This is a genomic window from Sphingobium agrisoli (assembly GCF_041877245.1).
In the GTDB taxonomy this organism is placed as follows: domain Bacteria; phylum Pseudomonadota; class Alphaproteobacteria; order Sphingomonadales; family Sphingomonadaceae; genus Sphingobium.
Map to the genome: position 1 here is coordinate 171,132 of NZ_JBHDJI010000009.1, position 10,228 is coordinate 181,359.

The 10,228-nt window shown below is 64.8% G+C and carries 12 protein-coding genes; 7 read left to right on the forward strand and 5 right to left on the reverse strand.

The genetic code is table 11. From position 1 onward, the window contains the following. Window positions 1–158: 158 nt before the first annotated feature. A complete protein-coding gene (locus ACETPF_RS15445) occupies window positions 159–698 on the reverse strand; it encodes a TetR/AcrR family transcriptional regulator (RefSeq protein WP_373935454.1) in 540 nt (179 codons plus the stop codon). 169 nt (window positions 699–867) lie between these two features. Here ACETPF_RS15445 and ACETPF_RS15450 point away from each other — a divergent pair, with 169 nt between their 5' ends. Continuing rightward, window positions 868–1,944 (forward strand): phosphotransferase family protein, encoded by a 1,077-nt coding sequence (locus tag ACETPF_RS15450; RefSeq protein ID WP_373935442.1) that lies wholly within the window; start codon window positions 868–870, stop codon window positions 1,942–1,944. A gap of 25 nt (window positions 1,945–1,969) precedes the next feature. Here the strand turns inward: ACETPF_RS15450 and ACETPF_RS15455 are convergent, their stop codons facing one another. Genes ACETPF_RS15455 through ACETPF_RS15470 form a run of 4 tightly spaced genes read right to left on the reverse strand, consistent with a single transcriptional unit; the run spans window position 1,970 to window position 6,691 of the window. Continuing rightward, window positions 1,970–3,133 (reverse strand): epoxide hydrolase family protein, encoded by a 1,164-nt coding sequence (locus ACETPF_RS15455; RefSeq protein ID WP_373935443.1) that lies wholly within the window; start codon window positions 3,131–3,133, stop codon window positions 1,970–1,972. Window positions 3,134–3,168: 35 nt separating this feature from the next. Beyond that, a complete protein-coding gene (locus ACETPF_RS15460) occupies window positions 3,169–4,317 on the reverse strand; it encodes a phosphotransferase family protein (RefSeq protein WP_373935444.1) in 1,149 nt (382 codons plus the stop codon). Further along, window positions 4,314–5,369 carry a DUF7064 domain-containing protein gene (locus tag ACETPF_RS15465; RefSeq protein WP_373935445.1) on the reverse strand — a complete coding sequence of 352 codons (1,056 nt, stop codon included), beginning with the start codon at window positions 5,367–5,369 and terminating at the stop codon, window positions 4,314–4,316. Before ACETPF_RS15465 ends, ACETPF_RS15460 begins: the two co-directional genes overlap by 4 nt. A gap of 47 nt (window positions 5,370–5,416) precedes the next feature. Further along, on the reverse strand, window positions 5,417–6,691 hold the full coding sequence (locus tag ACETPF_RS15470; protein WP_373935446.1) for a cytochrome P450: 1,275 nt from the start codon (window positions 6,689–6,691) through the stop codon (window positions 5,417–5,419). Window positions 6,692–6,837: 146 nt separating this feature from the next. Here ACETPF_RS15470 and ACETPF_RS15475 point away from each other — a divergent pair, with 146 nt between their 5' ends. The 6 genes from ACETPF_RS15475 to ACETPF_RS15500 all read left to right on the forward strand — a co-directional run bounded on the left by ACETPF_RS15475 (window position 6,838) and on the right by ACETPF_RS15500 (window position 10,225). Beyond that, window positions 6,838–7,392 carry a hypothetical protein gene (locus ACETPF_RS15475; protein WP_373935447.1) on the forward strand — a complete coding sequence of 185 codons (555 nt, stop codon included), beginning with the start codon at window positions 6,838–6,840 and terminating at the stop codon, window positions 7,390–7,392. Then, on the forward strand, window positions 7,392–8,210 hold the full coding sequence (locus tag ACETPF_RS15480; protein ID WP_373935448.1) for an AAA family ATPase: 819 nt from the start codon (window positions 7,392–7,394) through the stop codon (window positions 8,208–8,210). Before ACETPF_RS15475 ends, ACETPF_RS15480 begins: the two co-directional genes overlap by 1 nt. Before the next feature lie 109 nt (window positions 8,211–8,319). Further along, window positions 8,320–8,610: a hypothetical protein gene (locus ACETPF_RS15485; protein ID WP_373935449.1), complete on the forward strand. Its 291-nt coding sequence runs from the start codon at window positions 8,320–8,322 to the stop codon at window positions 8,608–8,610. Next, a complete protein-coding gene (locus ACETPF_RS15490) occupies window positions 8,607–9,011 on the forward strand; it encodes a hypothetical protein (RefSeq protein ID WP_373935450.1) in 405 nt (134 codons plus the stop codon). The genes ACETPF_RS15485 and ACETPF_RS15490 overlap by 4 nt, the downstream gene beginning before the upstream one ends. A gap of 228 nt (window positions 9,012–9,239) precedes the next feature. Further along, a complete protein-coding gene (locus tag ACETPF_RS15495) occupies window positions 9,240–9,812 on the forward strand; it encodes a hypothetical protein (RefSeq protein ID WP_373935451.1) in 573 nt (190 codons plus the stop codon). A gap of 146 nt (window positions 9,813–9,958) precedes the next feature. Continuing rightward, window positions 9,959–10,225, forward strand: a complete 267-nt coding sequence (locus ACETPF_RS15500; protein WP_373935452.1) for a hypothetical protein — start codon at window positions 9,959–9,961, stop codon at window positions 10,223–10,225. Window positions 10,226–10,228: the final 3 nt, after the last annotated feature.

Genomic DNA, 10,228 nt, shown 5'->3' on the forward strand with positions numbered 1-10,228 from the left:
CAGGCCAGGGCCGGATGAAGCCCTTCGACAGCCGGCCGGCCGCGCATGCCCAGGGCTGCGAGCAGTCCCTGCGCATGGCGATCGGCAAGTCCCGTGTCGTTGTCTTCGGCCATCACATGCGCCTTCGGGTCCCGTGGATACAGGGGCAGCGCCCCTGTTCAGGCGTCGGCGACGAAGGCCGCCATGCGCCGGCTGACGAGTCCGATCCCCGCCTCCACCGCCTCTTCTGCATAGCCTCGCATGGCCATCAGGCAGACATGTTCGAGCTGGACCAGCATCAGGTGCGCGGCCACGCGCTGTTCCATCTCCCTGTGTGCGACCGCAAAGGCCGGGAAGCGTTGGCCCAGCGTGCCGACCAACCGGTCGCGCTGCTGATCGACACGCCCGGACAGCCCGGGGATCTGCGCCAGCGCCATGGCGTACAGTCCCATCGACCCCCGGCGCGCCTGATAGCCGGCGATGACCTGCCGCAGCCATGCGGCAAAGTCGTCCGCTGCGCGGGCCTCCGCCGGGAGCAGCGCGAACAGCGTGCATTGCGCATCCCAGTCTTCTTCCAGCATCCCCAGCAGCAGGTGCTCCTTACTGGAAAAATACAGATAGACCGTGGCGCGGCTGACCCCGGCTCGCGCCGCGATGTCATCGAAGGTGGTCTTGGCCACGCCATTGGACAGGAAGCAGGCCCGAGCCGCGCGTACGATTGCCCGGCGCGTGGCTTGCTTCTGTGCCTAGCGAAGCGAGGGCGCCGGCCCGTTTTCCGCCGGATGCCCGTCGGCCTGCCGTGCATCCGCACCGTGCGCCCTGGATTGATTTAATTTCATTAGACAGTTATCTACCCAAATTCGCAACGCCCGTTCAGAGGGAATGAATATGGCAAATCTGGAATTTGGCAACATGCTCGATCTGGTGGATTCCGCCGGATTTGTGGCGTGGGCCGACAAGCACGTTCCCCGCCTGGGCAATGGCCCGCTGGAGATACGCTTTCTGACCGGCGGGTCGACCAATGCGGTCTACAGTGTCACGCGCGGCGGCGACCTGGGTGTGCTGCGCCGTCCGCCGCGCGTGCCCCGGCCCGACAGCGCCAAGATCCTCGGCCGCGAGGCACGGGTGCTGCAGGCGCTCAACGGCTCCGGCGTGCCTGCGCCGGAGATGTGGGGCTGGTCGCCGGATAGCGATGCGATCGGCAGCCCCTTCTATGTGATGAGCTTTGTCGACGGCTGGACCCCGAACGGCGACGGGCCGTTCCCGCGCCCCTTCGATGTCGCCGGGCCGGAACGGCGCAGCATGGCGTTCGAACTGGTGCGCGGCATCGCCGATCTGGCGCGCGTCGATTATGAGGCCGTGGGGCTGGAGGGTTTCGGCAAGCCCGGCAACTTCCTGGCGCGACAGGTTGATCGCTGGCGCGGCCAACTGGCCATGTACCGTGAGACAGAGAGCTATGCCGGTCGCGAATTGCCCGGCTACGATTATGTTGCTGACTGGCTGGGCGCCAACACCCCGGAAAGCCCCCGCATCGGGATCATCCACGGCGATTACGGCTTTCCCAATACCCTGTTCTCGCGGACCGCGCCATGCCGGCTCGCAGCGATGATCGACTGGGAACTGTCCACCATCGGCGATCCGCTGCTCGATCTGGGGTGGACGATCCAGTGCTTCGCGCCGCGCGATCCCAATGGGGTGCCGCCCCCGCCGAACCTGTTTGACACCTCCTTCTATCCTTCGCGGGAGGACCTCGCCGAATTCTATCATGAGCAGTCGGGCCTGCCGATCGACAACATCGATTACTACATGATCCTGGCCCAATTCAAATTGGCCACGCTGCTGGAGCGCAAGTATGCGGAATCGCTGATCGGCAAGGCCAGCAAGGAATATGGTGCGTTCTTCGGCCAGTTGACGCTCGACCTGCTGGCCAGCGCCGAACAGCTTGCACGCCGCGCGAAGGGCTGATCGCGACCGGCGCGCCCGCTTTGCCTCAGCCGTTTTCGGTGCGGAGCGGGCGCACGAAGCTGCGGATGTCCCGCGCCAGCAGCTCGGGTTCTTCCGCCGCGGCAAAATGTCCACCCGTCGGCAGGACCGTCCATTGCCGCAGATCGCTGTGGCGGGCGAACAGCGGGCGGGGGAAATGCACCAGCTCGCGTGGTAGCACGGCCATGGCGGTGGGCACGGGGATCGCCGGCTGTGCATCGTTGCTGCGTGGAATGCCGCGATGAAAGGCGGAGGCGTGATAGGTGCGCAGCGCGGTCGCAAAGCTGTTGGTGTACCAATAGAGCGAGAAGTGAGTCAGCAGCTCATCCCGGCTGAACCGCCGCTCCACGTCGCCGCCACAGTCGCTCCACGCCCGGCGGCGGTGCAGCATCCACGCCGCCTGCCCGACCGGGCTGTCGTGCATGGCCCAGGCCAGCGTCTGGGGCTCGTGGATGTGGACCATCAGGTGCGTGAATATCCGTCCCTCGAAGTCCTGGCCGTCGTACATGACCCGTTCTTCGGGGCTGAACTCATCGGGATCGATCTGATCGTGGCCAACCCCCGGCAGTACCGGCAGGTTCAGGTGGATGCCGCGCAGCGCGGAGGCGTGGGCGTGTCCGAGTTGCGCGGTGACAAAGGCGCCGGCATCGCCGCCATGCGCAAAGAAGCGTTCGTAGCCCAGCGCCGCCATCAGCTTGACCCAGCGTCGCGCGATTTGCGCATAGCCCGGCGGCTCATCCGGCAGCCCGGAGAAGGCGAAGCCAGGTAGCGAGGGCACGACAACGTCGCAGGCATCGGCCGGATCGCCACCGAAGGCGGCGGGATCGGCCAGACGCGCGGCCAGCGCGTGGAAGTCCCAGAACGTCCAGGGCCAGCCATGCGTCAGCACGATCGGAACCGGCCGCGGCCCCTGGCCGCGCAGGTGCATGAAGTGGATCGGGGCGCCATCGATCTCCACCCGAAACTGCGGGAAGGCGTTGATCCGCGCCTCCTGCGCCCGCCAGTCGAAGCCGTCACGCCAATAGTCGGCCAGTTCGCGCAGATAAGTGCCATTGACCCCGAACGACCAGTCGTCATTGCCCGGCTCGGGCGCCCAACGGGTCATGGCCAGGCGTGACTTGAGGTCGGCAATGGCATCGTCGGCGATGTGGACCCGAAACGGTTCGATCATCGGTTAGGCTCCAGCTTAAAGCGAGACCATCAGGTCTAGGCCCCGCGGTCGAGCACCTGCGCAAGATCGGTCCAGTCGCCCAAGCCGGGCAGGCCGGCTGTGCCGAAGCGGCTTGCCAGCACCGACCGGGGCGTGTTCACGCGGTCGATGTCTTGCATGGTATCGGGCAGGGTGCCCAGCGTAGCCAGGAAGCCCTTCAGCCGGACCAGCACGGCCGCGAGGCGGAACAGGTTGAATATCAGCCAGAACTCCAGGTTGCGCGCGGGGTGGCCGATTTCTTCCTCCCATACGCGCAGGGTGGCGTGGGCGTCGTGCAGCCCTTCCAGCCGGCCGCAGCGAATCCCGCTCGACAGATCGTTGACCAGCCACCAGGCTAGGTCGCACTCGCCCCCGGCCAGGCTGACCATGTCCCAATCCAGCAACCCCACGCAGTCCACGCCGCGAAAGATCATGTTGGGGACACGCGCATCGCCCCAGGCGAATCCTTCCGGTGCGTCGGCGGGGAAATTGGCCTGGAGCCAGGTCCAGGTCTGTTCGAGCACCGGATCCGGTGGACCGTCAGGCAGGCTTTCGTCGAGATGTCGCCGCCAATAGTCCATCAGTTGGCGGGGCGAGCCCAGCCCCAGGTCGCGCAGGAAAGCAAAGCCGTCGAGCGGCACCTTATGCAGGCGCGCCATGGTGCGGATCGCGTTGCCCCACAGACGGGCGCGATCGGCCGGGGCCATGTCCTTCAGCCAGCCCGCCTGATGATAGACCGGATTGTCCGAAGGGATCTGCCCATCGATCCGTTCCATCACGTAAAACGGGCGGCCCAGCACCGCCTCGTCCGTTTCCAGGCCGTACACCCGCGGCGTCGGCACCTGGTCATAGTCCTGCAGGGCGCGGTAGCAGGCGTAGGAGCAATGGATGTCCACGCCGGGAAACAGCGTCGTCGGGGCTTCCAGGCGCACGACCAGCCCGCTGGTCCCCTGCAATTCGGGCGCCTGCGTGGCCAGATCGAGTAACAGGGTCTCGTTGTTGACTCCGGCGGCCCCCGGCGACCGGAGCCCGGTGATGTCCAGGTCCGGCGCCGCAAACCGCTCGCGCAGCCATCCGGTCAGTCGGTCGCGCAGCAGCTCTGGCGGCAGCGAGAGGCTGCGGGCGGGCATGACATAGCCGCCATCGGTCGCGCCTTTTGCGTTCATGCGATCACTGCGGGGTTGACGAAATTGCGCTCGGATCGCTCGGTCAGGCCGATCGCCTGTTCCCCGTCCCATTCCCACCGGGCAAAAGCGGGCACGAAATAGCCGTCGGGATTGTCGGGTCGCGCGCCGATGCTGAGGCCCATCCCGCTGTTGTCGAACGAGATGAAGCCCGAGGCGACGACTTCGCCGGTCAGTCGATGCTCGCCCAGCTCCGAGCGCAGGACCAACTGCAACTGCTCGCCCGCATAGCGCAACTCGCGCCCCAGCCGTGGACATTCGATGACGCTGGCAAATTCGTAGCGCCCGTCGATGTAGACGAAGGCGGTGTCGAGCGTGATACGGCCCTGGGGATTCCACACGCGCTGCATCCCGAAGCCGCGCCCGCCGGGGTAGAGCGCCGAGATCAGTGCATGGCCGGCGAACTGATCGGTGCGCAACCCGCGCTGGCCGCGCGAGTGATCGCGCACGCCGCTGCCCGCGAACGGCTGGACCTTGCCGTCCAGCGTGATCGTGCCGGCCACAGTGTAGAGCTGTTGATAGTGATCCTTGGCCCACACCTGCTCGGCCATCGATCCGCCGCCGTGCGTGCTCTCGGCGGAAGCATGGGCATCCCACACCGGGCCGGCCATGGTCAGTTCAAGATCGAAGCGCAGCACCTCGCGGGCGCCATCGCGAGCGGCGCCGGTACGCAGTTCCTCGACCGGAGAGCGGGTGACGATCCCGTCGAACGTCAGCCGCCAGCGCCGCCAGGGTTCCAGGCATTCCGCGCGCAGGTTCGGCCCGGAGGGGCGCTGGTCAGCCGGAACCCGGGCATAGGACCGCGCCCACAGTGTGCCCGCACCACCGGGGAGGTGAAGCTGGATATAGTCCTCCCACAGGCCGAAATCGTCGGGCCATGACCCAAGGTGCAACCACATCGACAGCCCCAGCGCCGGATCGCTGAGCGCGAACATCAGATTCTCCGAGAATCTTTCCTGTCCGGTCGACTCGCGCAGAGCACTTTCGCGCCGCGGGTCATAGCCCAGCGACAAATCGTCTTTGACCAACACCATGTTCTCCACCTTATGCGTACGTGTTCGCCGGCGCGCGCCGCCTGAACTCAGTTCCAGACCAGCGGCAGCGCCTTGATCGTCAGAACGCCCTGTGCCGTAGTCTTGAAGACATGTCCGGGCGCGATGCGGAATGGGGGCACGCGGTCCAGCCAGGTCTCGATCGCCAGCTTCAGTTCGCGGCGCGCAAGGTGCGAGCCGATGCAGCGGTGCGGGCCGGCGGCAAAGGTGATGTGCGAGACCTTGGTGCGCGCAAAATCGATCCGGTCAGGATCTGCAAACTCGTTCCCGTCGCGCCCGGCAAAATGGGTCGGCACCATCACATGGTCGCCGGCCTTGATCTGGATGCCATGGAACGTGACGTCCCGTGTCGCCACCCGCGACGTCATGACGATGGGAAAGGCGCGCAGCATTTCCTCCACTGCGGCCGGGATCAGCGAAGGATCGGCGCGCAGGCTCTGCTGCTTGTCGGGGTTTTCGGCCAGATGGCGGAATATGAAGCCCAGCATGTTCGCCACGGTGTCTATGCCTGCCGTATACAACAGCATGCACACGCCGATGCGCTGATCGGCGGTCAGCGCCGCGCCATTGACCCGGGCCTGCGCCACATAGGAGATCAGGTCATCGCGCGGCGACTGTATCCGGTCCTCGATCACTGCGCGCAGGTGGGCGATGATTGCGCCGGCCGATGCGCTCTTCACCTCCAGCGAATCGCCGTGCAGCATCCCGTCTTCCCAGGTCACGAACATCCGGGTCTGCTCAAGCGGCAGGCCGAACATTTCCAGGAAGATCTGCACCGGGAAAACCTGGGCGAACTCGGACATGAATTCGGTTTCACCCTTGGCAGCCAGGCCCCCGACCAGTTGATGTGCCAGCGCCGCGATCTTTTCCTCCATGACCGCCATCCGCGCCGGGGAAAAGATAGGGTTCAGTAGTTTGCGCCACTCCCCATGGTCGAGCCCGTCGGCCTCCAGCGGCAGCAGCGGCCAGGTCTCGCCGATCAGACCGGATAGTCCGGCGGTATCGCGGCTCGAAAAGGAATCGGTATCCTGCAACACCTCCCGCTGCAGCTCGTGCCGGGTCAATACCCACGCGCCGGAATAGCGCGAATGCGCGCCCGTGCCCCAGAAAATGTCAGGCATTTCCCGCGCCGCATCGACCGTCGCCTGCAGGGCATCTGCTGTCCCGGAATAATCGGAAAAGTTGAATTGCCGTACCAGCTCGGCCGGGACGTGCGCCGGAACCGACTGTTCGGACGCTGCTTGCGCCATACTGCTTCTCTCTCCGTGGTAGCCGGACGTGACCCGGCCGTATGTTTTATCCACTATCGGATGCTATGTATTGGCAAGGCAGTTGTCTAATCAATATTGCCGTTTCCGACCGGTCCGGTCGGCAAGCCATGCGGTCAGCCGCGGCCACGAACGCCACCGCCGAAATCGGCGCGCACGCAATCCCTGTCCCGTGAAGCCGCGTGCCCATTGCCCGCGCCGACATGGACCCGGGATCAGCCCTCGCCCAACAGGCGCCGTGCCCGTTCGCTCAGCCGTTCGATGGCGGCGGCGTGGATATTGGGGGCGCAGCAGAGCAGGCCCAACGCCACCGGCACCGGCCGGTTGAAGCGCAGCGGGGCGCCGAGCGCGTCGAGTGCGAGGCCGCTGAGACCAGCGTCCGCAATGCCAAACTGGTGGCTATGGTCCGCGAGCGTACCGCCAATTTTCGCTCGGAAACCTATCCAGCACTGCTTGGGAAGGTCGCCCGGCTGGCAACGCCGCCGGCGCCACCCGCACCTCCTGCCACGGAGCAGCCCCAGCCGGGAGAAAGCAAGGGGCGTGAGGCACCAGCCGCAGGGATTACACCGCAGCCAGCTCCTGCTCCCTCGCCCGTGGAATATGTCTCGACCGCCAATCTCAAGGTCAGCTTCGCCAGTCCGTATCTCGCCAGCGAGGCGGACGTTGAAACGTACCTTCAAGCCTACCGCGAAACCCTGCTCGCCGAGATTCGCAGCGGCAAGAGGATCACGGTCTGATGATTGCAGGCATTGAAATCGAGAATTTCACGGCGTTCGGAAACCTCGATATCCCGCTCTCGCCGCGTATCAACGTGATCATCGGTTCGAACGGAACCGGGAAAACTCATCTGCTGAAAGCAATTTACGCGCTGGCGATCGCGAGCCAGCCGGCATCGGCGGTAGAGGGCTCCGAGACGGACGAAAACGCGCAGCTGACGAACAAACTTCTGCGGGTATCTGCAAGATGTACCGGCCAGGTGTCAGTTGGAAGTCGACCATTTTGCGAATGCCGGTGCATTCTGGCGCGCGACCATGGGCGATTGAGGTGCCTTCCTATCACGTACCAGATCGATCCACGCTGCGGACCCAAGAGTAACCCGGTAGACGCCCGCATCCAGAACATCGAGGCGAACGAGGCCTCCAAAACTGACGCTGCCACCGGGCTTCTCGGGACGCACCGGATAGCGGACCTGCGGCGTCGGCAGAAGGGCGAGGCGGACCGCTTGACCAACGGCAAGAGCCGCGCCGGACCTCTGCGCGGCGTTAGCCCCCGCTCGCATCTGACCTGGCGCATTCCATGCCGCCAACTCGCCGCTTGCCGCCACTGGTGCTGGACAGGTCGGAACTGTCTCCTGGGCATGAGCGAGCGAGGACAATGCCAGGGCCGCTCCGCACAGCACCAACCTCATTTCTTTCATATCCCGGCTTGTCCTTATCGTCGTTACCTATATTTGATCGAATATAGAGAGTCGCTCAAGGCGGCAATCCGTTTCAGATATCGAGACGATCAGCATTGCGACCGGCCTTCTCCTGCCGGTTTGGAACCGCCTGCCTGACGACGACGTCCGCGTCTGGCGGATCACGGATAGCGACGGACATTCGGTTCTGGGGCGGATGATTTCACCGACCGGGCTTACCAAGGTTTCCGTGGCCTTCGGGATAGATATGACGATCGCGCTCTCGCCGGCTGAGCTGGTTGCAGGCACGCGAGCCAGCGGCGGCGTGGCGATCCCGTCTCTCCCGCCGGCACGGATTGAGCGCGCTTATGTGAATGACGAAGCCAGGCTCGAGATAAAGGCATTCCCGCCGCCCAAGCTCGCGCTGCTGAAATCGCTCGGCTGCTTCACCGAGATCATCAACTACAAGACCCGCCTGTTCGTGCCCACCAACCGTGCGGTGGCGGTACTGACGGCGATCGAGCAAGCTTTGGACCACAGCGGACCATATGTGGGGTGAACGACGCCGAGGGTCTGCATCAACGACAGTTGGGGAGGGGAGGTGGCTCGGGGATTGCGATGATCGGGGGACGGTCCGCCGATCCACAGAAAGGGAGAAACCCCATGTCCGCACAGGATCCGGTCATCACGGCCCTATTCATCGCGAGCTACAACGCGGATCTTGCCGCGCTTGATTCCAGCGCCCGCGTCGCGGTCCCATCGAACGCGCCAAACCCCGACATGCTCGAACTTCAGGACGACGAGGGAACATGCCTCGCCATGATTCCTGCCTCCGCAGCGCCGCAGATGGTTGCGATCGCGTACCGTCTCTATGGCCGCGGCCTCAATCTCGGCGTGCGTGCCGGCGAGGAAGCCGCATGGGCCAAGCTGCGCCACATGATCGGCGCCGCCGCAGCATAGCCAACGCTCGCCGCGCATTACTCGCGGCCACTTCCACATCAATGACAGGAGGGCCAGATGGCCGACCGTGTCCCTGTGACCATTCGCGTGGGCGGTGCTCTTCCACGCGCCATGCTCCCGGCATTTCTTGCTGTCCTAGCCGAGGAGGCCGTTCGAACGGATGACGGCGATGATTTTGATGTCTAGCATTTCCCTGCCGACGGCCCCATCGAGTTCAGCAACGGTGAGGTGTCGTGGGGCCATTTCGAAAAGCTCGAGCAGTTCTGCACCGAGCACCATCTTCCCTTCGCGCGCTGGTGCGTCACCTATCACGGCGGATGGGCTGCCGTACGGATAGTCTACGACGGCATCGGTGAACCCATATCATTCAGGGCCACGGACGATGATGTCGTCGTCATCAGCCACGCCGAGGCGCGATCGCTCGGGTCGATCGAGGCGATCGAGGCGCACTTTGCCTCAGCGGACCTCATGATCCCGCCATTGACGATCATCGAACCCGACGCCCAGCCGGGACCGATGATCCTGCGTCAGCGCGGATTTCCCGATCTCGCGCTCGATGACTTCGCCGATGTATCTCGACGATTTTGCGCGCGCCGAGACGCCTCGGGCCTGGGCGCCAGCAGTTTCCCGGATGCATCGATCCTGCGCGATGGCCGCCCCGTCGCGCGGGTCAGCTATAATGGACGGGTCTGGCCGCCCGGACCCTGGGATCCAGCATCTCAGCCGCTCTACGACCATCGCTCCCTCGATCGCAGGAGCTATCGCGGTGAAACGCACACCGCTGAGAAGTTCGACGGCTAATATCTTCGTTTGGCTTGCTGCAGCGATCCCGCAACTCTCGATGACGCCAACCGCATCGTCCGAAGCTGCTTTCTCAATGTGACACCGAGCGAGGCACGCGGCCTCCATCCGTGCGCGCCGCGCCAGCTCATTTCTGGAGAATCTTGATGATCGACGCCACCGCGGCGGGCGCGCCCGCGCGCCTCTACAGCCAGACCCATCCCGATTGCCGGGGCAACTTCTACTATCGGGGAGACCTCTACGAAGAGAAAGAAGCTACCCCCGCGCTCGCCGAGCGCATCGACCGACATCTCCGCGATCAATTTCCCGATATGCGTTTCTCAGTGCGGTCCGAGCGGTTCTGGACTTGTAACGGTTTTGCGCCGGTCACCCATCTCATTATGCCACCTGGGCTTCGAATGCGAGCGGGCTGATGC